25 protein-coding genes are annotated in these 26,623 nt (G+C 73.5%); 9 read left to right on the plus strand and 16 right to left on the minus strand.

Annotated elements, in window-relative coordinates:
* Positions 1-137: 137 nt before the first annotated feature.
* The gene (locus GA0070609_RS01405) at positions 138-1,769 is read right to left on the minus strand and encodes a glycosyltransferase family 39 protein (RefSeq protein WP_231928827.1); all 1,632 of its coding nucleotides are present in this window, start codon (positions 1,767-1,769) and stop codon (positions 138-140) included.
* A 428-nt stretch (positions 1,770-2,197) separates the two neighbouring features.
* On the opposite strand from GA0070609_RS01405, the gene GA0070609_RS01410 reads away from it, so the two are divergent.
* The 4 genes from GA0070609_RS01410 (at position 2,198) to GA0070609_RS01420 (ending at position 5,679) form a co-directional block, all read left to right on the plus strand.
* On the plus strand, positions 2,198-3,910 hold the full coding sequence (locus GA0070609_RS01410; RefSeq protein ID WP_088992109.1) for a nitrite/sulfite reductase: 1,713 nt from the start codon (positions 2,198-2,200) through the stop codon (positions 3,908-3,910).
* Between the two features lie 76 nt (positions 3,911-3,986).
* The gene (locus GA0070609_RS33475; RefSeq protein ID WP_172899268.1) at positions 3,987-4,148 is read left to right on the plus strand and encodes a hypothetical protein; all 162 of its coding nucleotides are present in this window, start codon (positions 3,987-3,989) and stop codon (positions 4,146-4,148) included.
* Positions 4,145-4,906: a phosphoadenylyl-sulfate reductase gene (locus tag GA0070609_RS01415; protein ID WP_088992110.1), complete on the plus strand. Its 762-nt coding sequence runs from the start codon at positions 4,145-4,147 to the stop codon at positions 4,904-4,906. Before GA0070609_RS33475 ends, GA0070609_RS01415 begins: the two co-directional genes overlap by 4 nt.
* The gene (locus GA0070609_RS01420) at positions 4,888-5,679 is read left to right on the plus strand and encodes a sirohydrochlorin chelatase (RefSeq protein ID WP_088992111.1); all 792 of its coding nucleotides are present in this window, start codon (positions 4,888-4,890) and stop codon (positions 5,677-5,679) included. The genes GA0070609_RS01415 and GA0070609_RS01420 overlap by 19 nt, the downstream gene beginning before the upstream one ends.
* A gap of 157 nt (positions 5,680-5,836) precedes the next feature.
* Here the strand turns inward: GA0070609_RS01420 and GA0070609_RS01425 are convergent, their stop codons facing one another.
* Positions 5,837-6,094: a WhiB family transcriptional regulator gene (locus GA0070609_RS01425; protein WP_007072794.1), complete on the minus strand. Its 258-nt coding sequence runs from the start codon at positions 6,092-6,094 to the stop codon at positions 5,837-5,839.
* A gap of 447 nt (positions 6,095-6,541) precedes the next feature.
* Positions 6,542-7,492: a diacylglycerol/lipid kinase family protein gene (locus tag GA0070609_RS01430; RefSeq protein ID WP_088992112.1), complete on the minus strand. Its 951-nt coding sequence runs from the start codon at positions 7,490-7,492 to the stop codon at positions 6,542-6,544.
* Between GA0070609_RS01430 and GA0070609_RS01435 the strand changes: the two genes are divergently transcribed.
* On the plus strand, positions 7,491-7,943 hold the full coding sequence (locus GA0070609_RS01435; RefSeq protein WP_408630624.1) for a hypothetical protein: 453 nt from the start codon (positions 7,491-7,493) through the stop codon (positions 7,941-7,943). The two genes, GA0070609_RS01430 and GA0070609_RS01435, sit on opposite strands and share 2 nt — an antisense overlap.
* On the opposite strand, the gene GA0070609_RS01440 is transcribed toward GA0070609_RS01435, so the two are convergent.
* The 3 genes from GA0070609_RS01440 to sodN all read right to left on the minus strand — a co-directional run bounded on the left by GA0070609_RS01440 (position 7,937) and on the right by sodN (position 9,296).
* Positions 7,937-8,344, minus strand: coding sequence for an ATP-binding protein (locus GA0070609_RS01440; protein WP_088992114.1), 408 nt, complete (start codon positions 8,342-8,344; stop codon positions 7,937-7,939). The two genes, GA0070609_RS01435 and GA0070609_RS01440, sit on opposite strands and share 7 nt — an antisense overlap.
* A gap of 32 nt (positions 8,345-8,376) precedes the next feature.
* Positions 8,377-8,829: a GNAT family N-acetyltransferase gene (locus GA0070609_RS01445; RefSeq protein ID WP_088997417.1), complete on the minus strand. Its 453-nt coding sequence runs from the start codon at positions 8,827-8,829 to the stop codon at positions 8,377-8,379.
* Positions 8,830-8,891: 62 nt separating this feature from the next.
* Complete coding sequence (gene sodN, locus GA0070609_RS01450) at positions 8,892-9,296, minus strand: superoxide dismutase, Ni (protein ID WP_088992115.1); 405 nt, start codon at positions 9,294-9,296, stop codon at positions 8,892-8,894.
* A 69-nt stretch (positions 9,297-9,365) separates the two neighbouring features.
* Between sodN and GA0070609_RS01455 the strand changes: the two genes are divergently transcribed.
* The 3 genes from GA0070609_RS01455 to GA0070609_RS01465 all read left to right on the plus strand — a co-directional run bounded on the left by GA0070609_RS01455 (position 9,366) and on the right by GA0070609_RS01465 (position 12,087).
* Positions 9,366-9,731 (plus strand): S26 family signal peptidase, encoded by a 366-nt coding sequence (locus GA0070609_RS01455; protein ID WP_408630625.1) that lies wholly within the window; start codon positions 9,366-9,368, stop codon positions 9,729-9,731.
* Between the two features lie 140 nt (positions 9,732-9,871).
* On the plus strand, positions 9,872-11,050 hold the full coding sequence (locus GA0070609_RS01460; protein WP_088992117.1) for an NAD(P)-dependent malic enzyme: 1,179 nt from the start codon (positions 9,872-9,874) through the stop codon (positions 11,048-11,050).
* A gap of 74 nt (positions 11,051-11,124) precedes the next feature.
* On the plus strand, positions 11,125-12,087 hold the full coding sequence (locus GA0070609_RS01465) for a zinc-binding dehydrogenase (RefSeq protein ID WP_172899269.1): 963 nt from the start codon (positions 11,125-11,127) through the stop codon (positions 12,085-12,087).
* Positions 12,088-12,107: 20 nt separating this feature from the next.
* On the opposite strand, the gene GA0070609_RS01470 is transcribed toward GA0070609_RS01465, so the two are convergent.
* The 3 genes from GA0070609_RS01470 to GA0070609_RS01480 form a co-directional block, all read right to left on the minus strand.
* The gene (locus tag GA0070609_RS01470) at positions 12,108-13,076 is read right to left on the minus strand and encodes an alpha/beta hydrolase family protein (RefSeq protein WP_088992119.1); all 969 of its coding nucleotides are present in this window, start codon (positions 13,074-13,076) and stop codon (positions 12,108-12,110) included.
* 73 nt (positions 13,077-13,149) lie between these two features.
* The gene (locus GA0070609_RS01475; RefSeq protein WP_231928491.1) at positions 13,150-13,707 is read right to left on the minus strand and encodes a nucleotidyltransferase domain-containing protein; all 558 of its coding nucleotides are present in this window, start codon (positions 13,705-13,707) and stop codon (positions 13,150-13,152) included.
* Between the two features lie 467 nt (positions 13,708-14,174).
* Positions 14,175-15,062: an alpha/beta hydrolase family protein gene (locus tag GA0070609_RS01480; RefSeq protein ID WP_088992120.1), complete on the minus strand. Its 888-nt coding sequence runs from the start codon at positions 15,060-15,062 to the stop codon at positions 14,175-14,177.
* Positions 15,063-15,220: 158 nt separating this feature from the next.
* On the opposite strand from GA0070609_RS01480, the gene GA0070609_RS33480 reads away from it, so the two are divergent.
* Positions 15,221-15,391, plus strand: a complete 171-nt coding sequence (locus tag GA0070609_RS33480) for a hypothetical protein (protein WP_172899270.1) — start codon at positions 15,221-15,223, stop codon at positions 15,389-15,391.
* Between the two features lie 79 nt (positions 15,392-15,470).
* On the opposite strand, the gene GA0070609_RS01485 is transcribed toward GA0070609_RS33480, so the two are convergent.
* The 7 genes from GA0070609_RS01485 to GA0070609_RS01515 form a co-directional block, all read right to left on the minus strand.
* A complete protein-coding gene (locus GA0070609_RS01485; protein ID WP_088992121.1) occupies positions 15,471-16,589 on the minus strand; it encodes an acetate/propionate family kinase in 1,119 nt (372 codons plus the stop codon).
* Positions 16,590-16,627: 38 nt separating this feature from the next.
* On the minus strand, positions 16,628-18,694 hold the full coding sequence (gene pta / locus GA0070609_RS01490) for a phosphate acetyltransferase (RefSeq protein WP_088992122.1): 2,067 nt from the start codon (positions 18,692-18,694) through the stop codon (positions 16,628-16,630).
* Positions 18,695-18,830: 136 nt separating this feature from the next.
* On the minus strand, positions 18,831-20,291 hold the full coding sequence (locus GA0070609_RS01495) for a multicopper oxidase family protein (RefSeq protein ID WP_231928492.1): 1,461 nt from the start codon (positions 20,289-20,291) through the stop codon (positions 18,831-18,833).
* Between the two features lie 98 nt (positions 20,292-20,389).
* Entirely contained in the window at positions 20,390-20,569 is a 180-nt protein-coding gene (locus GA0070609_RS01500) for a DUF6104 family protein (RefSeq protein ID WP_088992124.1), read from the minus strand.
* A 118-nt stretch (positions 20,570-20,687) separates the two neighbouring features.
* On the minus strand, positions 20,688-24,425 hold the full coding sequence (locus tag GA0070609_RS01505; RefSeq protein WP_088992125.1) for a multifunctional oxoglutarate decarboxylase/oxoglutarate dehydrogenase thiamine pyrophosphate-binding subunit/dihydrolipoyllysine-residue succinyltransferase subunit: 3,738 nt from the start codon (positions 24,423-24,425) through the stop codon (positions 20,688-20,690).
* Positions 24,426-24,746: 321 nt separating this feature from the next.
* A complete protein-coding gene (locus GA0070609_RS01510; protein ID WP_088992126.1) occupies positions 24,747-25,559 on the minus strand; it encodes an ABC transporter permease in 813 nt (270 codons plus the stop codon).
* On the minus strand, positions 25,556-26,488 hold the full coding sequence (locus tag GA0070609_RS01515) for an ABC transporter ATP-binding protein (protein ID WP_088992127.1): 933 nt from the start codon (positions 26,486-26,488) through the stop codon (positions 25,556-25,558). The genes GA0070609_RS01510 and GA0070609_RS01515 overlap by 4 nt, the downstream gene beginning before the upstream one ends.
* Between the last annotated feature and the right edge of the window lie 135 nt (positions 26,489-26,623).

Here is a 26,623-nt window from a genome sequence, read left to right on the forward strand (position 1 = left end):
CTGTTCCCCGGCCTGTGCCGGCTGCTGTCTCCCGGGCTGAGCCCGAGTGCTGGCCCGGGCCGGAGCCGGCCGCTGTCCGAGCTGAGCCGGCGCTGGCTCCGGGGTGGTGCGCCTTGGCCGAGAGCCGCCGCGTGCGGTCAGCGGGTGAGCAGGGCCACGGTCAGGCCGGGACGCGGCCAGACCTGCTCGACGGTGAAGCCGTCGCGCAGCGCCGCGCCCTTCGCGCCGGGCACGGCGGCCACCGGGTCCGCCCGGCGGCCGGCGACGACCAGCCAGACCCGCTCGGCACCGGCCAGGCACTGCGCCGGCCGGTCGCACTCGGCGGCCCACAGGTCGCCCCGGCGGGCCTGATCCCGGGTCACCAGCACGTCGTCGGGACGCCGGTCGCGCAGGTGGTACCGGAGGCCGAGGTCGAGGAAGAGCCAGCTCTCCCGGGGTGAGTAGACGACCGCGTCGCCGGGGCGCTGGTTCGCCGCGACCACCCCGGCCGCCGCCCGGTAGTCGACCGGGGCGCTGCGCGGCCATTCGTGGGTCCGTCGCAGCGCCGCCTGGTCGGGCAGGCCGAGCAGCCCGGCGAGCGCCACCACGGCCAGCGCCGCGGGCAGCCGCACCGGGGCCAGCGCCGCGCCGGCCAGCAGGGCGGCGAACGGCACCACGAAGACCAGGTACCGGGGCACCCACAGCGGCACCGCGAGACCGGCGGCGAAGACCAGCAGCACCGGCAGCAGCACCGCGCAGCCGGGCAGCAGGGCACGTCGGCCCCACCGAGCGGCCCCGAGCGCGGCGAGGCCGACCAGCAGGCCACCCACGACGCCGCTCTGCGCCACCCCGCCGGCCAGCGCCGGCAGGTCCTCCGGTCGGGCGGTGTCCACCCAGTCCAGCTGCCGGGACCGCTGCCCGGCGGCGACCAGCACCAGCGGGGTCAGCAGCAGCGCGGCCGGCAGCAGGGCGAGCAACCACCACAATGGACGACGCCACGTCCCGGCCGCGCCGGGACCGCCCGCGGCGCCGGGACCGCCCCTGGTGGCGGGACCGCTCGCGCTGGCGGGACCGACCGGGGCGTCAGGCCCGCCCGAGATACCGGGACCGCCCGAGATACCGGGACCGTTCGGGGCGCCGGGACCGCCCGGGGCGTCCGCCGCCGGCACACCGGCCCGGTCCGGCGTACGGCGGGCGGCGAGCACCGCCACCGCGTGCGCGGCGAGCAGGGTGAGGGCGATCAGGTGGGTGAGCCCGAGCGCGGCGACCGCGGCCGCGTACCCGGCCCAGCGCGCCCATCCGGGCCGGCGCAGCGCCTCGACCAGCAGCAGCGTGGCCAGCACCGCGAGGAACGTGGCCAGCGCGTACGGCCGGGCCTCCTGGCCGTACCGGGAGGTGCCGGGGAGCACCGCGAAGAGCAGCCCGCCGAGCAGCCCGGCTCGGGCGTCGCCGAGGCGCTGCCCGAGGAGCGCGGTGAGCCCGGCCGCCGCCGCCATGGCCAGCGCGGCGGGCAGCCGCAGCGCGGTCACCGAGTCGCCGACGACCGCCACCCAGCCGTGCATGACCAGGTAGTACGGCCCGGTCGCGGCGTCGATGGCGCCGGTCAGCCGGACCAGGTCGCCCACCGACCGGGTGGCCGCGCTCCAGGTGGCCAGCTCGTCCCGCCACAGTTGGGCGCGGCCGATCCCGGCGACGGTGACCAGCAGCGTCAGCAAGGCCGGCCACGGCCAGACCGGCAGGGATCGAGCGGTCCGCCCGCGGCCGCTGACGCCGGGCTCCGCATGGGCCACCCGGGGTCGCAACTTCTCGGACAATCTGCCCACCTGTCGAGCCTTCCACACGGCCGTCCGTCCGCGCGGGCGCGCAGGCGATCGCCCAACCTGAGGCGGTGGCGGGCACGACGGCGGGTGGACGGCACGTCGCGGCCCGCTCGCCCGTGATGTGGGATCCGGCACGCGGTCATTGGTCGGCCCGCTCGGGGTGTGGCAGCATGACCTCATGACCGCCGCTGTCGTCCGCCGCTTCGTGGCCCGCCGCCACGTCGACTACGGCCGCGTGCGCAGCGCGATCTGTCCGGCCCACTGACGACGCCCGACCCATCCGTCTCGGGCGCGCTTCCGCGCCGGCCTCCACGACAACGCCGTCCACGGCCCGTACGCCACGGGCCGGCCGTCGCGTATCGCGCTCTCCACCCGCGCAGACAACGGAGGACGCCGCGATGGCGGTCAGCAGCATCCCGGCCCGGCCCGGGGACCCGACGGCGCGACCCGCCCGGGCCCCCCGCCGGCAGCGGGGCGAGGGCCAGTGGGCGCTCGGTCACCGCGAACCGCTCAACGCCAACGAGCGGACCAAGAAGGACGACGACCCGCTGAACGTGCGGGCCCGGATCGAGAACATCTACGCCCACCAGGGCTTCGCCTCCATCGACCCGGCCGACCTGCGTGGCCGGTTCCGCTGGTGGGGCCTCTACACCCAGCGCAAGGCCGGCATCGACGGCGGGCGCACCGCCGTGCTGGAGCCGCACGAGCTGGAGGACGAGCACTTCATGCTCCGGGTCCGGGTCGACGGCGGCCAGCTCGACCTGGCCCAGCTGCGTACCGTCGCCGAGATCTCCCGGGAGTTCGCGCGGGACACCGCCGACATCACCGACCGGCAGAACATCCAGTTCCACTGGATCCGGGTCGAGGACATGCCGGAGATCTGGCGCCGGCTCGAGGCGGTCGGCCTGCAGACCACCGAGGCGTGCGGCGACTGCCCCCGGGTGGTGCTCGGCAGTCCGGTCGCCGGCGTGGCCGAGGCTGAGCTGCTCGACCCGGCCCCGGCGCTCGACGAGATCGTCCGCCGGTACGTCGGCAACCCGGACTTCTCCAACCTGCCGCGCAAGTTCAAGACCTCCATCTCCTGGCTGGTGGACACCCCGTACGAGGCGAACGACGTGGCCTTCCTCGGCGTCGAGCACCCCGACCACGGCCCCGGCTTCGACGTCTGGGTCGGCGGTGGCCTCTCCACCAACCCGATGCTGGCCAAGCGGCTCGGGGTGTGGGTCCCGCTGGCCGAGGTGCCGGACGTCTGGGCCGGCGTGGTGGGCATCTTCCGTGACTACGGCTACCGCCGGCTGCGCAACCGGGCCCGGCTGAAGTTCCTGGTCGCCGACTGGGGGGTGGAGCGGTTCCGCGAGGTGCTGGAGAAGGAGTACCTCGGCCGGGCCCTGCTCGACGGTCCCGCGCCGGAGCTGCCGGAGAAGCCGGTCGACCACATCGGGGTGCACCGGCAGCGCGACGGCCGGCACTACGTCGGGGCCGCCCCGGTGGTGGGGCGGGTCTCCGGCGGGCAACTGGCCCGGCTCGCCGACGTGATCGAGGCGCACGGCAGCGGTCGGATCCGGCTCACCCCGTACCAGAAGCTGCTGGTGCTGGACGTGCCGGCGGAGCGGACCGAGCCGCTGATCGACGCGCTGCGGGAGATCGGCCTGGAGGCCCGGCCGTCGGCCTGGCGGCGCGGCACCATGGCCTGCACCGGCCTCGAGTACTGCAAGCTCGCCATCGTCGAGACCAAGGCCCGTGGTGAGGAACTGGTGGCCCGGCTGGAGGAGCGGCTGCGCGACTTCGACGCGGACATCTCGATCCACCTCAACGGCTGCCCGAACGCCTGCGCCCGCACCCAGGTCGCCGACATCGGGCTGAAGGGCCAGCTGGTGGTCGGCCCGGACGGCCGGCAGGTGGAGGGCTTCCAGGTGCACCTCGGCGGCGGCCTCGGCATGGCCGAGGGGCAGACCGCCGGCTTCGGCCGCAAGCTGCGCGGCCTCAAGACCACCGCCGAGGAGCTTCCGCCGTACGTGGAACGGCTGGCCCGCCGCTACCTGGCCGGCCGGCGCGCGGGCGAGGCGTTCGCCCAGTGGGTGATCAGAGTCGACGAGGAGGAACTGCGATGAGCGAGCGGAGCGAGCGAATCATCAGGCTCAGCGCGAAGGTGCCTCATGACGACACGGAGCGAAGCGGGGTGCCGGCATGAGCAGCGAGTACCGAGCGGCACCCCTGTACTGCCCATACTGCGGCGAGGAGGACCTGCGGCCGAGCGAGGAGGGCCACGGCGCCTGGGAGTGCCACGGCTGCGCCCGGGTGTTCACCGTCCGGTTCAACGGCCTGCTGTCCCGGGCGGTGACCCGATGAGCCTGGTGTCCGCGGCGAACCTCGGACTGGTCGGCGTCGGCGGGCCCCGGCCGGCCGACCCGGCCCGGCGGAGCCCCGACGAGCTGCGCGCGCTGGCCGAGCGGGCCGGCCGGGAACTGGAGGGCGCGCCCGCCCAGGAGATCGCCCGGTGGGCGGCGGAGACCTTCGGCGACCGGTTCTGTGTGACCAGCTCGATGGCCGACGCCGTGCTGGCCCACCTGGTGTCCCGGGTCGCGCCCGGGGTGGACGTGGTCTTCCTCGACACCGGGCTGCACTTTCCCGAGACGCTGCGGGTCCGCGACGAGGTGGCCCGGACGCTGCCGGTGACCGTGCGGTCGATCCGCCCCCGGCTGACCGTCGGCCAGCAGGACGGCGAGTACGGCCCGCGGCTGTTCAACCGGTCCCCGGACGACTGCTGCCAGCTGCGCAAGGTGGAGCCGCTGGAGCGGGCCCTGGCCGGCTACGACGCCTGGGCCGCCGGACTGCGCCGGGACGAGTCGCCGACCCGGGCGAACACGCCGGTGGTGGCCTTCGACCCGCGGCGGGGCAAGGTCAAGGTGAACCCGATCGCGGCCTGGACCCAGGCCGACGTGGACGGCTACATCGCCCGCTGGAACATCCCGGTCAACGAGCTGTTCAAGCAGGGCTACGGCTCGATCGGCTGCTGGCCGTGCACCCGGCGCACCAAGGCGGGCGAGGACCCGCGGGCCGGCCGCTGGGCGATGTTCGAGAAGACCGAGTGCGGGCTGCACGTCTGACCGGGTCGGGCAGCGACCCCGTGGTCCTGGTCGCGCACGGCAGCCGTGATCCGCGGGCTGCCGCGGCGACCCGGGCGCTGGTCCGGGCGGTGTCGGCCGCCCGGCCCGGCACCCCGGTGCTGGCCAGCTGGCTGGACCACACCCGGCCCGGGCCGGCCGAGGTGCTCCGGTCGCTGGCGTCCGCCGGGCACCCCCGGGCGGTCCTGGTGCCGCTGCTGCTGACCGCCGCGTACCACCGGCGGGTGGACATCCCGGCGGCGGTCGCGGCGGCCCGGGAGGCCGGCCCGCCGATCGCGGTACGTGTCACCGACGTGCTCGGCCCGACCGGCGGCGCGGTGGACGGCGGCCTGCTGACGGCCCTGGACCGCAGGTTGGGCGAGGCCGGGCCCGGCCGCTACGACGCGCTGGTGCTGGCGGCGGCGGGCACCCGGGATCCGGCGGCCCGGTGCTCGGTGGGTCGGGTCGCCGCCGCGCTCGGCGACCGGCTCGGCCTGCCGAGCCGGGTCTCGTACGCCTCGGCGGCCCCGCCGGACACCGCGGCGGCGGTGGCCCGGCTGCGGGCCGGCGGCGCCCGCCGGGTGGCCGTGTCCGCGTACTTCCTGGCCCCCGGCCTGTTCCACGACGCGGTGGCGGCGGCGGCCCGGGACGCCGGGGCGGTGGCGGTGGCCGACCCGCTGACCGACGCCCCGGAACTGGCCGACCTGGTGCTGCGTCGGGTCGACGCCGGCGCGGCGGTCACCTGGCGTGACGATGCCGGCGACCACGCGGCGTGACGATGCGGTCGACCACGGGACGTGACGGCGATGCCGACCGCTCGGGCGGGGGCGTGGCGATGATCGGGGCACTGTCGAATTCGACGACCGACAATGCCCCGGACAGCAGAACGCCCCGGCGGGTCGACCCGCCGGGGCGTGAAGCTTGGTGCGTGGTTCAGGCGGAGTGAGCGCGCAGCACCCGGAGGCCACCGCGACGCTTGACGGCGCGCCGCTCCTCCTCGCTCATCCCGCCCCAGACGCCAGCGTCCTGACCGGACTCGAGCGCCCACTGCAGGCACTGGTCGGTCACGGAGCAGCGCCGGCAGACGGCCTTGGCCTGCTCGACCTGCAGGAGAGCCGGGCCGGACGTCCCGATCGGGAAGAACAGCTCCGGGTCCTCGTCGCGGCAGACAGCATGGTGACGCCAGTCCATGGCGGCAACACTCCTCATTCTGGATGGGTGGCAGATATTGCTTTGGTGCTTTTTCCTATATGCATCCGCAGCGCCGACGGTGACGGTTCGCGTCCGGCTATTCGGCACTGCGTGAGCAGGCTGCTGGCCCCGCGGACCTGCTGGAAAGGCTCAAACCTGCCGAGCATATCCAGGCAATGTCCCGGTAACTCAAGTTCGCTTGTGAATACTTTCACGAACTCTCGCGATGTCAAGGGTGCCGCTCGGAAAAACTCCGCGCGGTGAGCAAGCCCACAACCCATTTGTCCGGGTTCCCGAGCGCTCTGGTTACCCGGTGTACCACAGTCGAGGATCAATATAGTACAGTCCGCGTGACATTGCTGACATTTCCGGCACCTGCCTCCCGGTGTGGCGGCGCCGCGTCGGTGCGGTGCCGCGACCGCGTCGACCTAGGGCAGTACCCGAGACCTAGCAGATTACTCTCAGTGCCGCGGGAATGGATGTGAATCTGACTTTCTCCCGCTCGCCGAGATAGTCGCCGTCCAACTGGAACGCCTGTGGACGCTCGGCGAGCAGGGTGAACTCGGCCAGGTCGTGCATCCGGAGCACCTGTTTGCCGCGCGGATCGGGGTGCCGGGAGAAGAACTGCGTCACCGTGCGTGTGGTGCTGGCGACCCGCAGCCGCCGCAGGGCCAGCACGTCCAGCCCCAGGTCGAAGGACGCCTCCGGGTTGGGGTTGATCTCCCGGTCGCCGAGGTAGGTCCAGGGTGCGGTGTTCTGGATGATGACCGTGGCCAACTCGCTCTCGGCCGGCTCGCCGGGGCGCTCCAGGCTGATCGCCGGGTGCCGCCGGTCCGAGGCGAGGAAGTACTGGCTCACCGTGGACCGCAGGTAGAGCCCGGGCGTGGAGACCCGGCCCCGGCGGCGGGCCCGCTCCACCCGGTGGATCACGGCGGCATCGATGCCGAAGCCGGCACAGAAGGTGAAGTAGCGGTCGTCGGCCCGGCCCAGCCCGATCGTGCGGTGCCGGCCCAGCCGGAGCCCCTCCAGGATCATGCTGGTGCCCTCCGGCCACTCCCGGGGCAGCCCCAGCGCCCGGGCGAAGACGTTGGTCGACCCGCCCGGCACGGTGGCCAGCGCCGGCAGCCGCTCGGCCGGCGTGGCGGCGCCGGCCACGGTCGGCGGGTTCGCCGTCATCAGGCCGTTCACCACCTCGTTGACGGTGCCGTCGCCACCGAGGGTGACCACCACGTTGACGCCCTCCTCGGCCGCCTCGCGGGCGAGCGCGGTCGCGTGCCCCCGCCGCCGGGTGTACCGCACGGAGAGGTCGACTTCGCTGCGCAGCGCCCGGACCAGCACGTCCCGGCTGCGCTCGCTGGTGGTGGTGGCCTTCGGATTGACCACCAGGACGGCCCGCATGGGCGGCACTGTACCCCGGAGTAGCACAGGTATCGTGGCGCGCGTGACGCTCGACTCCGACCCGATTCCCGTCACGCTCCGCTGGGCGGTCCGGCTGCTGCGGGGCGAGGCGGTCGCGGTGGGCCTGCTCGCCGGGTGGCTGATCTGGGCCGACCTCACCGCCGCCAGCACCGACCGGCTGTCGGCCTGGCTGGTGACCGCGTTCGCCATCGGCGCCGCCGCCGCGCTCTGGGCCCTGGGCGGCGGGCTGGAGCGGCGCCGGGCCGGCGCGCGGGCGCCGGCGATCGTGCTTCAGCTGATGCTGCTGCCGATCGGGTGGTTCATGGTCCAGGGCGGGATGGGTTGGCTCGGCGTGCCGCTGATGGCCCTCGGGGTCGGGGTGAGCTGGCTGCTGGTGAGCCCGGCGACCAGCCGGGCGCTCGGCTTCGGGGCGCCCGAGGGCGGTCAGTAACCCGAGGCGCGGCGGGTCAGCAGCGAGATGGTGGCCCGGCCACCGGCGACGTTCGCCGTCGCCGAGGTGGTCAGCGCGGTGAGCACCTTCCAGGCGAAGGAGGACTCGGCGGGCAGCCCGGCGCCGCGGACGGTGGGCACGGTCACCTCGACGGTGAGCGCGTCCTCGGTCACCGCGAACCGGCAGTCGAGTTCGGCGTCCCGGGTGGCGATGGCGAGCAGCATGGCGCAGGCCTCGTCGACCGCGATGCGCAGGTCCTCGATCTCGTCGAGGGCGAACTGCAGCCGCGCCGCCAGACCCGCCGTGGCGGTGCGCAGCACGCCGAGGTAGCCGCCGTCGGCGGGCACGGTGAGGTGCACGACGTCGTCGTCGGTGGTCGGCTGGCCGGTCAGTTGAGTCACCACTCATCCCCCCGGTCGGGGACTCTACCCGCTCAGCGGGCGGGCCGTGTGGGGGCGGTCACCTGGGCCGCGAGACCGGCCAGGGCGGCGCCGTCGAGCCGGTAGGGGATCCACTCGGTCAGTTGCTCGGCGCCGATGGCGGCGTAGAAGCCGGCGGCCGGGTTCCAGTCGAGCATCGACCACTCCAGCCGGTGGTAGCCGCGCCGTACGCAGATGTCGGCGAGGGTGGCCAGCAGCAGCTTGCCGGCTCCGGTGCCCCGCGCGGCCGGCCGGACGTACAGGTCCTCCAGGTGGATGCCGTGCACCCCGGCCCAGGTGGAGAAGTTCAGGAACCAGAGCGCGAAGCCGACCGGGGAGTCCCGGTCGTCCACCGCCACGTGCCCGTAGAGCGCCGGGGCCGGGCCGAACAGCGCGGCGTGCAGCTGCTCCGCGGTGAGATGGCACTGCTCGGGTGCGCGCTCGTACTCGGCCAGCTCGTGCACCATGGCGACGACGGCCGGCACGTCCGCTGGACGCGCCGGCCGGATCGTCGGCGGAACCGCGAGGGTCACGCCTTCTTGGTCTCCCAGAAGATCTTGGCGATCTCGTCGATCTTCTGCAGCAGCTGGTCGGCGGTGGCCGGGTCGAGGCTGCCCTTCACGCCGCCCGAGCCGGCGAGCTTGGTGGCCTCGTTGAACAGCTGGTGCAGCTGGGGGTACTTCTCGAAGTGGTTCGCCTTGAAGTAGTCGGTCCAGAGCACCCACAGGTGGTGCTTGACCAGCTCGGCGCGCTGCTCCTTGATGATGACGGCCCGCGTGCGGAACTCCGGGTCGGTGTTCGCCTGGTACTTCTCGCAGATCATTTTGACCGACTCGGCCTCGATCCGGGCCTGCGCCGGGTCGTACACGCCGCAGGGCAGGTCGCAGTGGGCGCTGGCGGTCACGCGGGGCACAAGGATGCGTGGAAGTCGCATCGGGATCCTCCATGGGAAGTTTGCGATGATCCAAGCCGACATTACTCCTGGCGGGGCTCCCCCAAGCCGGTGGAGGTGAAACCGATGACCGCCGACCGTCCGGCGGCCGCGCGCCGGCTGCCCTGGCCGTTGACGGCGGTGCTGGTCAGCGGCCCGTCCATGGCGCCGACCCTGCGTCACGGGGACGCCGTGCTGGTCCGCCGGGGCGGCCGGCCGGTCCGCCCCGGCGACGTCGTGGTCGCGGTCTTCCGCAGTCGCCCTGACCTGCTGGTCGTCAAGCGGGCGGTACGCGCCCAGGACGGCGGCTGGTGGCTGTACGGGGACAACGAGTTCGTCGCCGACGACTCCCGGGCGTACGGGGTGGCCGACGTGCACGGCCGGGTGGTGGCCCGCTACTGGCCCCGGCCCGGACGGGTGCGTCGGCGCCCGTTATGACCCTGCTCACATCGGTGGGGCTCCGACGACACTATGCTCGGAAGTGCCCGGGTGACCCCCCGCACCGCGCGCCACCGCTCGTCGCCTCACCACGCGTACCGACCGGCTGGTCCAGCTGCTCGACAGATCCTGGAGTCACCATGTCACCGTCCACCGTGGACCCTGCTGATCCCGTCTTCCGACTGCACCGTGGCGGCAAGATGGCCGTCGCCTCGACGGTCCCGCTGACCAGCCGGGAGGACCTCTCCCTCGCGTACACCCCCGGGGTGGCCCGGGTGTGCGAGGCGATCGCCGCCGACGAGACCCTGGTCGACGACTACACCTGGGTGTCGCACACCGTCGCCGTCGTCACCGACGGCTCGGCCGTACTCGGGCTCGGCAACATCGGCCCGCGCGCCGCGCTGCCGGTGATGGAGGGCAAGGCGGTGCTGTTCAAGCAGTTCGCCGGCGTGGACGCGGTACCGGTCTGCCTGGACACCCAGGACGTCGACGAGATCGTGGCGGTGGTGCGGGCGCTGGCGCCGTCGTTCGGCGGGATCAACCTGGAGGACATCAGCGCCCCGCGCTGCTTCGAGGTGGAGCGCCGGCTGGACGAGGCCCTGGACATCCCGGTCTTCCACGACGACCAGCACGGCACCGCGATCGTCGTGCTGGCCGCGCTGCGCAACGCCGCCACGCTGCTCAACCGCAAGCTGGGCGACCTGCGGGTGGCGGTCAGCGGCGCCGGCGCGGCCGGCGTGGCGGTGACGAAGATGCTGCTGGCCGGGGGAGTGGACCCGGCCCGGGTGGTGGTCTGCGACTCGAAGGGGATCATCGGCCGGCACCGCACCGGGCTCACCGACACCAAGGCCGAACTGGCCGCCGTCACCAACCCCGACGGCCGGCAGGGCGACATCACCGAGGCGCTGCGCGACGCGGACGTGCTGATCGGCGTCTCCGGCGGCCGGATCTCCGAGGCCGCGGTGGCCGGGATGGCCCCCGGCGGGATCGTCTTCGCGCTGGCCAACCCGGACCCGGAGGTGCACCCCGAGGTGGCCGCCCGGCACGTCGCGGTGGTGGCCACCGGGCGCAGCGACTACCCCAACCAGATCAACAACGTGCTGGCCTTCCCCGGCGTGTTCCGGGGCGCGCTGGACGCCCGGGTCACCCGGATCACCGAGGGCATGAAGGTCGCCGCCGCCGACGCCATCGCGCAGGTGGTGGCCGAGACGCTCACCCCGGAGGCGATCGTGCCGTCCCCGCTCGACCCGCGGGTCGCCCCCGCGGTGGCCGAGGCGGTGGCCGAGGCGGCCCGCCGCGACGGCGTCGCCCGGGCCTGACCCGGGCCGAGGGCCCGTGCTGTCGCACGTCGCACAGCGCGGGGCCCTTACTCCGGCCCGTCCCGCTTGTTACCGTGCCGATCATGCGTGCCGCCTTCGCCTCCCGCTTCGACGACGCCGACCCGCTCGCCGCGCTCACCGTCGGCGAGCGGCCCGAGCCGACCCACCCGGACGACGACTGGGTCACCGTGCAGGTTCGGGCCAGTTCGCTGAACCACCACGACCTGTGGTCGCTGCGCGGGGTGGGGCTCACCGGCGACCAGTTGCCGATGATCCTCGGCTGCGACGCCGTCGGCGTCGACCCGGACGGCAACGAGGTGGTCGTCTACCCCGTGGTCGCCACCCCGGGTGACCCGCGCGGCGTCTCCATCCTCTCCGAGCACTTCCCGGGCACGCTCGCCGAGCGGGTGGCCGTACCCCGGTCGAACCTGGTGCCGCTGCCGGCCGGACTGGCCGCCACCGACGCGGCCTGCCTGCCGACCGCGTGGCTCACCGCCTGGCGGATGCTCACCACCAAGGGCCGGGTCGGCGACGCCGACGCGGTGCTGGTGCAGGGCGCCGGGGGCGGCGTCGCCACGGCCGCCGTCGCGCTCGCCGCGGCGATGGGCAAGCGGGTCTACGCGACCAGCCGGGACGCCGCCAAGCGGGAGCGGATCGCCGAGCTGGGCGCGACCGCCGTCGAGCCGGGCGCCCGGCTGCCCGAGCGGGTCGACGTGGTGATCGAGACCGTTGGCGCGGCCACCTTCGACCACTCGCTGAAGTCCGCCGCGCCGATGGCCCGGATCGTCGTCTCCGGCGCCACCGCCGGGCACGAGCCCAAGGTCAACCTGCGCCGGGTCTTCGCCATGCAGCTGGAGATCCTGGGCACTTCGATGGGCACCCCGGACGAACTGGCGGACCTGCTCGCCTTCTGCGCCGAGCACCAGGTGCGGCCGGTGGTGGACAGCGTGGTGCCGTTCAGCCGGGTCGAGGAGGCGTTCGCCCGCCTGCACTCCGGCGAGGTCTTCGGCAAGGTGGTCGTCGACCACACCGCCTGAGCCGGGGCCGCCCGGGGCGGTCAGAGGCGGTTGTCGAGGACGGCGATGTCGCCCCGCGCGGCGTCGGTGGGGATGCGCCGCTTGGCGGCCTCGTCGCCGTAGAGGGTCCAGCGCAGGAACTCGACGGTGGTGTCCGAGACCACCCGCAGCGCGGCTCCGTCGCTGAGCAGCGCCCGCCCGTGGTCGCCGTTCGGCAGGCTCAGCATCGCCTTCGGCCAGGGCACCTTGTCGTACGCCTCCTTGCCGGCGGCGTACTGGACCACCTCGTCGGCCTCGCCGTGCACGAACAGCTGCGGCGCGGCGGCGCCGGCGAACGCGGTGCCCACCCCGAGCGCGGTGCCGGCGAACACCACCCCGGCGTCGAGCCGTTCGTCCCGGCCGGCGGTGAACAGGCCGATGGTGGTCACCCCGCCGGCCGAGTGCCCGGCCGCCGCAACCCGGTCGCCGGCCAGCCGGCCCCGCAGCGGATCACCGGCCTTGCCGTCGAGGGCGAGCACCTGGGTCAGCGCGTACGACACGTCGGCGGGCTGGTTGAGCACGTCCAGCACGTTGGTGTCGGTGCCCCGGGAGGTGTGCGGGAAGGTCGGCGCGGCCACCACGAAGCCGGCCGCCGCCCACCGGGTGAGCAGCGTCTCGTAGTCGGCCGGGCGCCCGCCCAGGCCGTGGCTGAACATCACCACGGGGAACCGGCCGTCGGCGGCCCCCGCGGACCGTTCGGGCTCACCGCCGGCCTTCCCGGCCGCCGGGTACCAGACGGTCACCGGCAGCGGGCGGTCGCCGTCGCGGTTCAGCTTCAGCTGGCGTACGCCCACCGCGAAGGCCCGCTCCGGCGCGGTGCCGGCGGGTACCCGTGGTGCCGGAGTGGTCGCCGCCGGGGCCTGGGTGGGGACGGCCTGCGGGCGGGCCGGCCCGGTGTCTCCGGAGCAGCCGACCAGACCGGCGGTGAGCAGGGCGCAGGCGAGCAGGGCAGGGGTGCGGCGACGCGGCATGGCTCCGATTGTGCCCTGCCCGTCCGGGTGGCCCGCCGGAGATCGACGCACCGTGCCCACCCCGCCACCCGCGCTACGCCCCGGGCGAGGTCGCCTCGGGTCGGTGCTCCGGCGGGGCGGCGCCGAGGCGGGCCAGGTCGGCGGCGTCCTTGGCGCGGCGGGGGCGGCCGGGCATCCAGACCGGGTACATCCGCTTGAACTCGACCTGCGCCGCCACCGCGATGACCGGGACGGTCAGCGGGCCGATCCGCCCGGGCGGGCCGGCCAGCATCCCGGCCGGCAGCGGGGTGCCGGCCCACGGGCCGCCGCCGACCGTGACCCGCCCGTCGGCGTCCCGCGCCAGGTACGCGAAGCTCACCTCCACGTCGTCGCGGAACAGGTCCAGCTGGACGTCGACCGGCAGCCGCGGGTCGGGGCGCCAGCCGCGCCCGAGCAGCAGGGCGGCCAGCCGGTCGGCATCGGCACGCCAGCAGTACCAGTCGACGTCCACGTGCGGCCGGGTCACCTCGCCGAGGTGGAAGTCCACCGCCCAGCCGCCGCGCAGCCACACCTCGATACCGGCGTCGGCGGCCACCTCGACCACCTCGACGATGCTGGCCAACTGCCGCCCCGCGAGCCCTTCCACGACCACCCGCCGACCGTAACCGCGGCTCCACCTTCCCGCACCGCCGTTTCCGGCCGTCGCCCGCGCTGGTGGTTGCTCCTGTCCCGGCGGTCGCTCGGGTCTGGCCGCTGGTGCCCGACCGCTCGTGTCTGGCCGGTGGTGCGCGGGAGCCGGCGCTGGTGCCCGGCCGTCGCCGGCGGTCGCGACGGACGGGCGTGCCGGCGAGGGCGTGGCGGTCGGGCGTGTCGCGGCGGCGCGTCATAGTGTCCGGCGGGCGTGATACCCGAGAGTCATTTTGATGACTCTCAGGTATCAGTCGTTTCTGTCCGCCCGGCCCTGGCGCCCGCCATGCCGGACGGTCTGCCCGCCGCCCCGGCACCACGCGCACCCCCCCGGCGGCGCAGGGCTGCGAATGTGCCTCGGTGGTGCGGGGCCACCATGTGCCCGGAGGAGCCCGGTGGGGCGGTTCGGCCGCCACCCGTAGAGCGGCGGGGTCAGGGGGCGGGGCGGGTCTCGTAGCGGGTGAGGGCGGGGGCGTTGGCGCCGGCGGGGAGGCGGCGGGCGGCGTCCGGGTCGCCGTAGAGGTGCCAGCGGAGGAAGTCGGTGGTGGTGGCGAGGACCTGGGCGAAGCCCGGCCGGCCCGGGGTCAGGTACTCGCCGTGGCCCTGCCCGAGCACGCTCAGGAAGGCGGCCGGGCCGCCGGCGCGCCGGTAGGCCGCCCGGCCGACCGCCAGCGGCACCACCGGGTCGGCGGTGCCGTGCACGAAGAGCACCGGTGCGGCCGGCGCGGCGAAGCTCCCGGCCATCCCGCCGCCGGCGATCACGATGCCCGCCCGTAGCCGGGAGGACCGCCCCGAGGTGAACATGCCGGCGGTGGTGAACCCGCCCGCCGAGTGGCCGGCCGCGGCGAACCGGGCGACGTCCAGGTGACCGGCGAGCGGATCACCGGGCCGGGTGTCGAGGCGGACCAGGTGCCGGATCACCCGCCACCCGTCGGCCGGCTGGTGCCGCACGTCGGCCCGGTCGAACCGGCGCGTGCCGCGGCGGGTGTGCGGGTACGCCGGTGCGGCCACCACGAAGCCGGCGGCGGCCCACCGGGTGGTCACCCCGGCGTGCAGGTGCGGCAGGCTGTCCAGCCCGTGGCTGTAGAGCACCACCGGGAACCGACCCGCGGCCACCGCGTTCCCGTCCGCCGGATACCAGAGGGTGACCGGCAGCGGGCGCGCGGAGGCCGCGTCGACGGTGAGCGTACGCACGCCGACGGCGTACGTCCCGGCGGGCGCCCGGCGGGCCGGTTCCGGCGTACCGGGCGCGGCGGTGGCCGTCCCGCAACCGGCCAGCAGCGCCGTCAGCAGCGCGGCGACCAGCCGCTTGACCCCCACGATTCCACGGTAGGTGCCGGAGCGCCCGCGCGGCCCCGCCGTCCGGACCGGCTCCGTACACCACCCGGTCGCCAGTCGGTCCCCCGGCCGGCCCGACCTGACCCGGGCCGGCGCGCGCGGGGCGGTGCGCCGGGACCGGCTTGGCTAGGGTCACCGGCATGGCTGAGAACTACACCGACCCGAGCGGCAACACCGAGGCGTTCCGCGCCTTCGCCAACACCCCGGAGGCCGAGGCGCCGGCCGCCGCGTCCCGGACGCCGCTGCTGGTCGGCGCGGCGGTGGTCGCGGTCGTGCTGGTCGTCCTGGTCGCCTGGCTCGCCCTGGGCTGACCGCCCGCCACCGTCCGCGCCGAGCGACGACAGCCCACGCGGGGCCCGACCGGCCGCCTGCCTGCCCGGCGGCGGGTGGTCAGCGCGCGGTGGCGGCCAGGTCGCGGGCGGTGCGGGCGATCTCGCGCTCCTCGTCGGTGCCGATCACGCAGACGGCCACCTCGGCGCCCGGCGGCGAGATGACCCGGTCGCCGCTGCCGGCGTTGCGCTCCGGGTCGACGACGATGCCGAGCCGTTCCAGGCCGGCCAGCGCCGCCGCGCGGACCGGGGCGGCGTGCTCGCCCACCCCGGCGGTGAAGGTGATCGCGTCCACCCGGCCGAGCAGGGCGTAGTACGCGCCGACGTACCCGGTGATCCGGCGGCAGTAGACGTCGAAGGCGAGCGCGGCGGCGGGATCGCCGTCCGCCCGCCGCTGGAGCACCTCGCGCATGTCGTTGGCGCCGGTCAGGCCGAGCAGCCCGCTGCGGTGGTTGAGCAGGTCGTCGATCTCGTCCACGGAGAGTCCGCCCTCGCGGCGCAAATGGAAGATCACCGCCGGGTCCAGGTCGCCGCTGCGGGTGCCCATCACCAGCCCCTGCAACGGTGACATCCCCATCGAGGTGGCCAGGCTGCGCCCGCCGGCCACCGCGCAGGCGCTGGCCCCGTTGCCCAGGTGCAAAGTGATCGTGTTCAGCTCGTGGTACGGGCGGTCCAGCAGCTCGGCGGTGCGCCGGGAGACGTACGCGTGGGAGGTGCCGTGGAAGCCGTACCGCCGGATGCCGTACCGCTGCGCGGTGTCCCGGTCGATCGCGTAGACCTCGGCGGCCTCCGGCATGGTGTGGTGGAACGCGGTGTCGAAGACGCCGACCTGCGGGACGTCCGGCAGGGCCGCCCGGGCGACCTCGATGCCGGCCAGGTTCGCCGGGTTGTGCAGCGGGGCGAGCGGGACCAGGTCGCGGATGGCGGCCAGCACCGCGTCGTCGATCAGCACCGGCTCGGCGAACCGCCGGCCACCGTGCACCACCCGGTGCCCGACAGCGACCAGCCCGGCCAGGTCGAGCCGGCCGAGGATGTCGCGGACGGCCGTCTCGTGGTCGGCCGGCCCGCCGCCGGGCTCGCCGATCCGCTCCACGGTGCCCTTGTCGCGTATCTCGTCACCGTCGTAGAGCCGGTACTTGACCGACGACGACCCGCAGTTGAGGACGAGGACGCGGCTCATGCCGGCACCACCGTGCTGAGCCTGATGTTCCGCTCTACTCATGCGACCTCCGCGCTGGCCTGGATGGCGGTGATCGCCACCGTGTTGACGATGTCCGGCACGGTCGCGCCGCGGGACAGGTCGTTGACCGGCCGGCGCAGGCCCTGCATCACCGGCCCGACGGCCACCGCACCGGCCGAGCGCTGCACCGCCTTGTATGTGTTGTTGCCGGTGTTCAGGTCGGGGAAGATGAAGACCGTCGCCCGGCCGGCGACCTCGCTGCCGGGCAGCTTTGTCGCCGCCACCGCTGGGTCGATCGCCGCGTCGTACTGGATGGGCCCCTCCACCAGCAGGTCCGGGCGGCTCTCGCGGACCAGTTTGGTGGCCGCCGCGACCTTCTCCACGTCCTCGCCCGCGCCCGAGGTGCCGGTGGAGTAGGAGAGCATGGCGACCCGGGGCTCGATGCCGAACCGGGCGGCGGTGTCGGCCGACGAGATTGCGATGTCGGCGAGCTGGCCGGCGTCCGGGTCGCGGTTGACCGCGCAGTCGCCGTAGACCAGCACCCGGTCGGCGAGCAGCATGAAGAAGACGCTGGACGCGACCGAGACGCCCGGCACGGTGCGGATGATCTCGAACGCCGGGCGGATGGTGGCGGCGGTGGTGTGCGTCGCACCGGAGACCATGCCGTCGGCGTGCCCGGTCTGCACCATCAGCGTGCCGAAGTAGTTCGGCTGGGCCACGATGTCGTGCGCCAGCTCGGCGGTGACGCCGCGGTGGGCGCGCAGCTTCGCGTACTCGACGGCGAACTCGTCGCGCCACTCGCTGGTCACCGGGTCGACCACCCGCGCCCCGCCGATGTCGATGCCCAGCTCCCGGGTACGCCGGGCGATGTCGTCGGGGCGGCCGAGCAGGGTCAGGTCGGCGACGTTGCGGCGCAGCAGGATTTCCGCGGCGCGCAGGATGCGTTCCTCCGCCCCCTCCGGCAGCACCACGTGCCGGCGCTGGGTCCGGGCCCGGTCGATCAGGTCGTACTCGAACATCAGCGGGGTGACCCGGGCGGACCGGCTGACCCGCAGCCGACGGGACAGGTCGTCGGTGTCCACGCAGCGTTCGAAGGCGCCGAGCGCGGCCTCCACCTTGCGCGGGTTGCCGGCGCTCAGCCGGCCCTCGATCCGGCTGGACGCGGCCACCGTGTCGTAGCTGTCGCTGGTCACCGAGAGCACGGCGAGCCCGGTGTTCAGCCCCTCGAACAGCCGCATCGCCCGCGGGTCGGGCTGCTCGCCGAGGGTGAGCACCAGTCCGGCCACCGACACCTGCCCGGCCACGTGCGCGGCGCTGGCGGCCACCAGCAGGTCGTCCCGGTCCCCGGGGGTGATCACCAGGGCGCCGTCGGTGAGGTGGTCCAGCAGGGTCGGCACGTGCGCCGCGCCCACCACGTAGTCGAGCACGTCCCGGCCGAGCGCGGCGTCGTCCCCGGCGAGCAGGGTGGCGCCGAGCGCCGCCGCCACCTCGGCCACCGTCGGCGCCGACACGCTCGGCACCTCCGGGATGGCGTACGCCGGAACCGGCAGCTCGGGCAGGGGCATCGGCTCGGGCACCCGGTTGGCGATCACCGCCAGCACGGTGGCGCCCAGGTCCGCCAGGTCGTGGTACGCCCCGCGCACCGCGGCCGCGATGGCCGCCGGTTCCTGCCCGAAGCCGTCCACCACCGGCACCACGACGCTCCCGAACTCGGTCGCCAGCCGGGCGTTGAAGGCCAGCTCGCGGGGGCCGGCGCCGTCACCGCCGTCGGCGAAGTCGCTGCCCACCACGACCACCGCCGGGCACCGCCGTTCCACCGCCCGGTAGCGCTCGACGATCCGGGAGATCAGCTCCTCCCGCCGCCCGTCGGCGACCAGGGTGGTCGCCTCGGCGTACGTGGTGCCGGAGAGGTCGGCCAGCGGCGGCTCGATCCGGTAGCGCTCGCTGAGCAGGGCGAGGATCGGATCGGGGCCGGTGCCGCCGACCAACGGCCGGAACGCGCCGATCCGCTCGACCTGCCGGGACAACAGCTCCGCCAGGCCGAGGGCGATGGTCGACTTGCCCCCGCCGGAACCCACGCTGGTCAGGTACACACTCCGGGCCACACACTCACCCTAGAAGATCTTCGGGCGGCCGGCCGGGGTCCCGACGGCCCAACTTCGCCGGGCGGTCGCCTCTTGCGCTCCCGTCCCCGGCCGGCCGTCCGGCGGGGCCAGCCGCGGTGCCGGCGGGGCGAGGACGTCAGCCGTGGTGGTGGTGGGTCGGCAGCGTGCGGGGCACCGACGCCTCGGTGCCGGGCCGCACGATCACGAACTGGCCCATCATGCCCTTGTCCTCGTGCCGGAGGATGTGGCAGTGGTACATGTACGGCGTCTTCGGGTCGGTGAAGTGGCCGAACTGGACGGCGAGCCGCACCGTCGACTTGCCGGGAACGAACACCGTGTCCTTCGGCCCCCGCAGGTACGCCGGCGGCTGCTGCCCGTCGATGTCCAGGACCTCGAACGCCACCTCGTGGATGTGGAAGTTGTGGGCGTAGACGGTGTTCTCGACGTGCCAGATCTCCGTCGCCCCCGCCGGCACCACCTCGTCGATCCGGGCCATGTCCATCTCCCGCCCGTTGATCTCGTCGCTGCCGCTGAGCCGGAACCTGCGCTCCCGGGCGTCGGCGGGCACCTCGATGCGCGGCGTCGCGGCCAGCCGCCCCGGCACCGGAGGACGCGGGGTGAGCCGGTCCGCCGCGACGAACTTCAGCAGGTCGTAGTCACCTTCGTCGATGCCGTTGTCGCCGGCGACGCTGCGCAGCACGACCTGGTCGCGCGGGGCGAATTCGACCAGGATCTCCAGCCGCTCGCCCGGGCTCAGCTGCACGCGCTCGACCGGCACCGGTGCCGCCAGCAGCCCGGCGTCGGTGCCGATGACGTGGAATCGCCGCCGGTCGGCGAACTCGACGTGGTACATCCGGGCGCTGGAGCCGTTGAGGATGCGGAGCCGGACCAGCGTCGTGGTGACCTCGAAGAAGGGGTCGTGGACGCCGTTGACCAGGATCTGGTCGCCGATGAGCCCCCACGTCGGCTTGGGGTCCTCCAGCAGCACGCCGTTCGGGTCGAGGATCTTGTCCTGCAGGACGAGCGGGACGTCGTCCACGCCGTACGTCGACGGTAGCCCCAGCGCGGCCGTCGCCGGGTCGTCGAGGAGGAACAGCCCGGCCAGGCCGCGGTAGACGTGCGCGGCGGTGGTGCCGTGCGGGTGCGGGTGGTACCAGGAGGTGGCGGCCGGCTGGTCGATCGTCCAGCGGGGCGTCCAGGTGCCACCCGGCTCGATCATCTGGTGCGGGCCGCCGTCCATCGCGGCGGGCAGCCGCATGCCGTGCCAGTGCACGGTGCTCGGCTCACCGAGCTTGTTGTGCACCCGCATCGCGACGCGGTCGCCCCGCTTCGCCCGCACCGTCGGGCCGAGGAAGGGGCCGTTGAACCCCCACGTCGCGGTCGGCCTGCCGGGGAGCAACTCCGTCCGCCCCGCCTGCATGGTCAACGAGAACTGCCTCGTGCCGTCCTTCGTCACGACCGGTTCGAGCAGCGGCGGCACCCGCAGCCGGTTGGCGAAGGTCAGGGTGCCGGAGTTGCCCTTCGAAGCCGAGCCGGGGCTGCCACAGCCGGCGAGGGCGGCCAGGCCGGCGAACACAAGAAGATCACGACGCTTCACGAGGAAGATCGTTCCGCACTGGACAGAGCGCGTCATCCGGGTTGTACCCGGACCGCCCCCGGACGGACGGTCCCTGATGCCCGGCGCCGGCGGACGGGTTACTCGTCGTCGGGGTCGTCGAGGCGGGCCAGGTAGGTGGCGAGGCGTTCGATCGGGGTCTCGAACTCGGGGTTGAGGTCGACGAAGTCGCGCAGGCGCTCGCCGAGCCACTCCATGCTGACCTGCTCGTCGCCCCGGCGTTCGACGAGTTCCTCGATGCCGCGGTCGGTGAAGTACATGCTTCGTCCTCGTGATGTCGTCCGGCGGGCGGCCGGTGGTGTGCGGGGGGCCGACGCGAGGCGGGGCAGAGCCGTCGTGGTGACGGGCTCTGCCCCGGTGCTCGGCGGTGCGGTCAGGTCACGGGCGGGGCAGCGCCGCCTCGAGCAGGGCGTTCTGCTCCACCTCGTGCATCTTGGCGGAGCCGACGGCCGGCGCGGCGGCGGCCGGGCGGGAGATCCGGCGCAGCCGGACGTCCGCCAGGTGCTCCAGCAGGTTGAGCGCGACGAACGACCAGGCGCCCTGGTTGGCCGGCTCCTCCTGCACCCAGGCGAAGTCCTCCGCGTTCGGGTACTCCGCCAGGGCGGCGCGGATCTCCTCCACCGGCATCGGGTAGAGCTGCTCCAGCCGGATGATCGCGGTGTCGGTGATGCCGCGCTCCTGCCGGGCCTGGAGCAGGTCGTAGTAGACCTTGCCCGAGCAGAGCAGCACCCGCTTCACGCCCTGCGGCGCCGGGGCGGCCGAGTCCCGCAGCACCGGCTGGAAGGTGCCGGTGGTGAAGTCCTCGACCGGGGAGACGCAGAGCTTGTGTCGCAGCAGCGACTTCGGCGTGAACACCACCAGCGGCTTGCGCTTCGGCGAGAGGGCCTGGCGGCGCAGCAGGTGGAAGTAGTTCGCCGGGGTGGTCGGGATGGCCACCCGCATGTTGTCCTCGGCGCACATCTGCAGGAACCGCTCCGGCCGGCCGGAGGTGTGGTCGGGGCCCTGGCCCTCGTGGCCGTGCGGCAGCAGCAGGGTGACCGCGGAGCGCTGGCCCCACTTCACCTCGCCCGAGGAGATGAACTCGTCGATCACCGACTGGGCGCCGTTGACGAAGTCGCCGAACTGGGCCTCCCAGCAGACCAGCGCGTTGATGTTCTCCACCGAGTAGCCGTACTCGAAGCCCATCGCGGCGTACTCGCTGAGCAGCGAGTCGTGCACGAAGAACCGGGAGCGCTCGCCGTCGCCGGTCAGCGACTGCAGCGGGAGGTGGTCCTGGCCGGTCCGCGCGTCCACGATCGAGGCGTGCCGCTGGACGAAGGTGCCCCGGCGGGAGTCCTGCCCGGCGAGCCGGACGGTGACCCCGTCGTGCAGCAGCGCGCCGAACGCGATGATCTCGCCGAAGCCCCAGTCGATGTTGCCCTCGACGGACATCTTGGCCCGCCGGTCGAGCAGCTGCTGGATCCGCTTGTGCGGGGTGAAGCCCTCCGGCAGGTTGACGTGCGCCTCGCCGATCGCCTTGACCACGGCGGCGTCGGTCGCGGTGTCCACCTGCGGCTCCGGCTCCTCCTCGCGCTTGGGGCGGCTGAGCTGGCGCGGCGTGGTGGCCGCGTCGCGGGTGGCCTTGAAGACCCGCTCCAGCTGCGCCTGGTAGTCGCGCAGCAGCTCCTCCGCGTCCTCGACGGTGATGTCGCCGCGGCCGATCAGCTCCTCGGTGTAGAGCTTGCGGACCGAGCGCTTCGAGTCGATGATCTTGTACATCTGCGGGTTGGACATCGACGGGTCGTCGCCCTCGTTGTGCCCGCGCCGCCGGTAGCAGACCATGTCGATCACGACGTCCTTGTTGAACGCCTGGCGGTACTCGAAGGCCAGCCGGGCCACCCGGACCACGGCCTCCGGGTCGTCGCCGTTGACGTGGAAGATCGGCGCCTGGATCATCCGGGCCACGTCGGTGCTGTAGAGGCTGGAGCGGGAGTACTCCGGCGCGGTGGTGAAGCCGACCTGGTTGTTGACCACCACGTGCACGGTGCCGCCGGTGCGGTAGCCGCGCAGCTGGGACAGGTTGAGCGTCTCGGCCACCACGCCCTGGCCGGCGAAGGCGGCGTCGCCGTGCACCGCCAGCGGCAGCACGGTGTAGCCCTCCAGCTTGAGGTCTATCCGGTCCTGCTTGGCCCGGACGATGCCCTCCAGCACCGGGTCGACGGCCTCCAGGTGTGACGGGTTCGCCACCACCGAGACCTTGACCGCGTGCTCGCCGTCCGGCGTGGTGAACTTGCCGTTCTGACCGAGGTGGTACTTCACGTCGCCCGAGCCCTGGGTGGAGCGCGGGTCCAGGTGTCCCTCGAACTCGGAGAAAATCTTCTCGTACGGCTTGCCGACGATGTTGGCGAGCACGTTGAGCCGGCCGCGGTGGGCCATGCCGATGACGACCTCGTCCAGCCCGCCCTCGGCGGACGCCTCCAGCACCTCGCCGAGCAGCGGGATCAGCGACTCGCCGCCCTCCAGCGAGAAGCGCTTCTGGCCGACGTACTTGGTCTGCAGGAAGGTCTCGAACGCCTCGGCGGCGTTGAGCCGGTTGAGCACGTGCTTCTGCTCGTCCGGGGACGGCTTCTCGTACTTGCGCTCGACCCGCTCCTGGATCCAGCGCCGCTCCTCCGGGTCCTGGATGTGCATGTACTCGATGCCGACCCGGCGGCAGTACGAATCACGGAGCACGCCGAGGATCTCGCGCAGCTTCATCCGCTGCTTGCCGGCGAAGCCGTTGACCGGGAAGGTCCGGTCCAGGTCCCACAGGGTCAGCCCGTGCTGGAGCACGTCCAGGTCCGGGTGCTTGCGGATCTTGAACTCGAGCGGGTCGGTGTCGGCCATCAGGTGACCGCGCACCCGGTAGGCGTGGATCAGCTCGTGCACCCGGGCGGTCTTGTTGATCTGGCCCTCGCTGTCGACCGCGACGTCGCGCATCCAGCGCACCGGCTCGTACGGGATGCGCAGCGAGGTGAAGATCTGGTCGTAGAAGCCGTGCTCACCCAGGATCAGCTCGTGCATGACCTTGAGGAACTCGCCGGACTGCGCGCCCTGGATGATCCGGTGGTCGTAGGTGCTGGTCAGCGTGATGACCTTGCTGACCGCCAGTTCGGCGAGGGTGGCCTCGCTCATGCCCTGGTACGGCGCCGGGTACTCCATCGCGCCGACGCCGATGATCGCGCTCTGCCCCTGCATGAGCCGCGGCATCGAGTGCACGGTGCCGATGCCGCCCGGGTTGGTCAGCGAGATCGTGGTGCCGGCGTAGTCCTCCATGGTCAGCTCGTTGCGGCGGGCCCGCCGGACCACGTCCTCGTACGCCTGCCAGAACTGCCGGAAGTCCATCTGCTCGCAGGCCTTGATGGACGGCACCACCAGGTTGCGGCTGCCGTCCGGCTTGACCAGGTCGATGGCGATACCGAGGTTGACGTGCTCCGGGCGGACCATCGCCGGCTTGCCGTCGACCTCGGCGAAGGAGTTGTTCATCTCCGGGTGCTGCGCCAGCGCCCGGACCAGCGCGTAGCCGATCAGGTGGGTGAAGCTGACCTTGCCCCCACGCCCGCGGGTGAGGTGGTTGTTGATCACGATGCGGTTGTCGACCAGGAGCTTGGCCGGCACGGCGCGCACACTGGTGGCGGTCGGCACGGTCAGCGAGGCGTCCATGTTCTGCACGATCCGGGCCGCGACGCCCCGCAGCGGGGTGGTCTGCGGGCCGGTGGCGGTCGGCTGGGCCGCCTTGGCCGGCGCCGGCTTGGGCTGGGCCGGCTTCGCCGGGGCGGTCTTGGCCGCGGCCGGCTTCGCGGCCCGCTTGGCGGCGGGCTTCGGCTCCGCCGGCTTCGCCGCGGCCGGCGGCTGGGCGACCTTGGCCGTCGCCTCGGGCTGGCCGTCCGGCTCCGGGCGGACGGCGGGCGCGGTCGGCTGGCCCTCACGCGGCGTGGCGGCGCCCGGCCCGGGTCGGTAGTCGGCGAAGAAGTCGTGCCAGGCCGAGTCGACGCTCTTGGGGTCCGCGAGGTACCGCTGGTACATCTCCTCGACGATCCACTCGTTCGGGCCGAAACCCGCCAGTGGGTTCTCCTGCGAAGTCTGCTGGGTCGACACGGCCGGTAATCGCCTCTTTCACGCGGGTTTGTGTGTCACGCGGTGCCCGGCGACGCCCCCACCCAGGGGGGCCCGCACGAGACGGCTCCCAGGCTACGCCGTACGGATGCCGCAGGCATTTCCGCCTCCGCTGCGTGGTCCGTTTCACAGAAGATGCCAGAAGTTCGGTAAACGCTGCGTGTTCCGACAACTGCTGGTAAGGCGTGGGGTGTCGGAGAAGCCCACTTTCCGCGCCGCCGGTGCGGTGGTCACGGTGATGCCCACCCCGACCCGAAGCGGGGGTGGCGCCGGCCGGCACCACCCCCGCTCGAACCGCTCGGGTCAGGAGATGTCCCGCCGCCGGGTCATCAGGACGCCGAAGGCCCCGGTGACCACCGCGTAGCCGATCAGCACCAGGGCGCCGACCCACCACGCGGGGGTGAACTCCGACTGGCCCTCGGAGATCATCACGGTGGACGCCACCGCGGGCCAGATCACCTGCCACTTCACCACCGCCGGGTTGTCCAGCGCGTTCGACAGCAGCAGGAACAGCAGCCCGATCACCTGGGTGCCGACCAGGTAGAGCACGGCCGCGGTGATCACCGCACCGAGCTGGTTGGTGATCAGCGTGCCGATGCCGACGCCGAGGATCGTCCAGATCGCGTACGCCAGCAGGTTGAACAGCAGGGCCCGCTGCACCGCCCACTCGCCGAGCTGGATGCCCTGGTCCTGAGCGGTCAGGAAGATCGCGCCGGCGGCCAGGTCGATCACCGTGGTGGCCAGCCAGAACAGGAAGCCCAGCAGGCTGGCCGCGACGAGCTTGCTGGCGATCACCGAGGTGCGCCGCGGGGTGGCCAGGAAGGTGGTGGTCGCCGTCTGGTGGAAGAACTCGTTGGTGACCATCAGGATGCCGATCAGCATCACGAACATCAGGCCCAGGTACTGGCCGGAGGTGTAGATGTTCGCCGCCTGGGCGGCGACGGTGGACTGGTCGGGGCTGAAGCCCAGGGTCTCGCCGTTGCCGTCGAACACCTCGGTGGCGGCCCAGGCGTTGAAGGCGAAGGCCATCGCGATGGCCAGGAACGCCCCGATCGCCAGCCACCACCAGGTGCTGGTGGTACGGATCTTGAGCAGCTCGGATCGGACGAGGTTCATCGGATGTCCGCCTTTCCGGCCGTCAGCTCCAGGAACACCCGTTCCAGGTCGGGTCGTTCCGTGGTGAGTTCGTGCAGCTCCACGCCGGCGGCCAGGGCGACCCGGCCGACCGTCGGGGCGTCCACCGCCCCGACCAGCAGGGTGCCCTGCTCGTCGACGTCGACCGTGGCCGACTCCGCCTTCAACGCCGCGGTCAGCGCCTCGGCCTGCGGGGTGCGGACCCGCACCCGGGCGCCCTGCGCCATCGAGCCGATCACCTGGTCGACCGGGCCCTGCCGGACCAGCTGGCCGGCGGCGATGATCACCACGTCGTCGGCGAGCAGCTGCATCTCCGACAGCAGGTGGCTGGAGACCAGCACGGTCCGGCCCTGCTGGGCCAGGCCCTTGAGGAACCCGCGCATCCAGCGGATGCCCTCCGGGTCCAGACCGTTGGCCGGCTCGTCGAGGATCAGCACCCGTGGGTCGCCGAGCATCGCGGCGGCGATGCCCAGGCGCTGCTTCATGCCCAGCGAGTAGCCCTTGAACTTGCGCTTCGCCGCCGGGGTCAGCCCGACCAGGGCCAGCGCCTCGTCGGCCCGCTGCTTCGGCAGCCCGGCCGCCGCGCAGATCACCCGGAGGTGGTTGATGCCGGTCCGCCCCTTGTGCGCGCTGGACGCCTCGAGCACCGCGCCGACGTGCCGCAGCGGGTCGGTGAGGTCGGCGTACCGCCGGCCGCCGATGGTCGCCACGCCGGCGGTGGGGGTGACCAGGTTCAGCAGCATGCGCAGGGTGGTGGTCTTGCCGGCCCCGTTCGGGCCGAGGAAGCCGGTCACCCGCCCCGGCTCGACGGTGAACGACAGGTCGTTGACCGCCCTCACGTTCTTGTACTGCTTCGTCAGGCCGGACACCACGATCTGACCGTCGGTGGGGCTTCGCTGCCCGTCAGTCATTACTCTCCCTCCGTGCGATGGCGTCGGGGTACGCCGTTGCACAGCGTGACGGCCCGGCGCAACAAGGTCAATCAGGCGCGGTCCGTAGTTTCCTCTCCACCCGGGGCAGGAGGGGGGTCATCCTCGGGACGGACC

This window comes from Micromonospora echinaurantiaca (genome assembly GCF_900090235.1).
Taxonomy (GTDB): Bacteria; Actinomycetota; Actinomycetes; order Mycobacteriales; family Micromonosporaceae; genus Micromonospora; species Micromonospora echinaurantiaca.

Coding starts and splice junctions, on each gene's coding strand:
- GA0070609_RS01410 (WP_088992109.1), top strand. CDS start 2,198: ATGGCGGTCAGCAGCATCCCGGCCCGGCCCGGGGACCCGACGGCGCGA.
- GA0070609_RS33475 (WP_172899268.1), top strand. CDS start 3,987: ATGAGCAGCGAGTACCGAGCGGCACCCCTGTACTGCCCATACTGCGGC.
- GA0070609_RS01415 (WP_088992110.1), top strand. CDS start 4,145: ATGAGCCTGGTGTCCGCGGCGAACCTCGGACTGGTCGGCGTCGGCGGG.
- GA0070609_RS01425 (WP_007072794.1), bottom strand. CDS start 6,094: ATGGACTGGCGTCACCATGCTGTCTGCCGCGACGAGGACCCGGAGCTG.
- GA0070609_RS01435 (WP_408630624.1), top strand. CDS start 7,491: ATGGGCGGCACTGTACCCCGGAGTAGCACAGGTATCGTGGCGCGCGTG.
- GA0070609_RS01430 (WP_088992112.1), bottom strand. CDS start 7,492: ATGCGGGCCGTCCTGGTGGTCAATCCGAAGGCCACCACCACCAGCGAG.
- GA0070609_RS01445 (WP_088997417.1), bottom strand. CDS start 8,829: ATGGTGCACGAGCTGGCCGAGTACGAGCGCGCACCCGAGCAGTGCCAT.
- sodN (WP_088992115.1), bottom strand. CDS start 9,296: ATGCGACTTCCACGCATCCTTGTGCCCCGCGTGACCGCCAGCGCCCAC.
- GA0070609_RS01460 (WP_088992117.1), top strand. CDS start 9,872: ATGTCACCGTCCACCGTGGACCCTGCTGATCCCGTCTTCCGACTGCAC.
- GA0070609_RS01470 (WP_088992119.1), bottom strand. CDS start 13,076: ATGCCGCGTCGCCGCACCCCTGCCCTGCTCGCCTGCGCCCTGCTCACC.
- GA0070609_RS33480 (WP_172899270.1), top strand. CDS start 15,221: ATGGCTGAGAACTACACCGACCCGAGCGGCAACACCGAGGCGTTCCGC.
- GA0070609_RS01485 (WP_088992121.1), bottom strand. CDS start 16,589: ATGAGCCGCGTCCTCGTCCTCAACTGCGGGTCGTCGTCGGTCAAGTAC.
- GA0070609_RS01500 (WP_088992124.1), bottom strand. CDS start 20,569: ATGTACTTCACCGACCGCGGCATCGAGGAACTCGTCGAACGCCGGGGC.
- GA0070609_RS01510 (WP_088992126.1), bottom strand. CDS start 25,559: ATGAACCTCGTCCGATCCGAGCTGCTCAAGATCCGTACCACCAGCACC.
- GA0070609_RS01515 (WP_088992127.1), bottom strand. CDS start 26,488: ATGACTGACGGGCAGCGAAGCCCCACCGACGGTCAGATCGTGGTGTCC.